Origin of the sequence: Pseudomonas sp. FSL R10-1350, from assembly GCF_009600525.1 — a bacterium.
GTDB lineage: Bacteria > Pseudomonadota > Gammaproteobacteria > Pseudomonadales > Pseudomonadaceae > Aquipseudomonas > Aquipseudomonas helleri.
Map to the genome: position 1 here is coordinate 1 of NZ_WIVR01000222.1, position 296 is coordinate 296.

Consider the following 296-nt stretch of genomic DNA (forward strand, 5'->3'; position numbering starts at 1 on the left):
TTGAATGACAGCGCAGACGGCGCACCTCCGCAACTGCGCACCGACCTGTTGAAGCTGCATCAACTGGCAATGGCCGCGTTCAACGAGGGATCACGCAGCCGAGTGGCTGAGCTATTTGATCTCGCCGTGGATCTTCAGGATCAGGTTGATCATCTGATGACCTCGCTGGAACAAGTGCAAGAAACCCTGTCCCGGTTGACGGCGCTCTACCCAGAAAGCCTGTCCTGAATGTTCTTGGAGACAACCACATCATGAGCCGCAGCCGCCGCAAAACGCCCATCGTTGGGCACACGACC

The 296-nt window shown here is 57.4% G+C and carries 1 protein-coding gene; it reads left to right on the forward strand.

Annotated elements, in window-relative coordinates:
• On the forward strand, positions 1-228 hold a 228-nt coding region (locus GHO25_RS25925), incomplete at its 5' end, for a transposase (RefSeq protein ID WP_153393469.1).
• Positions 229-296 lie beyond the last annotated feature (68 nt).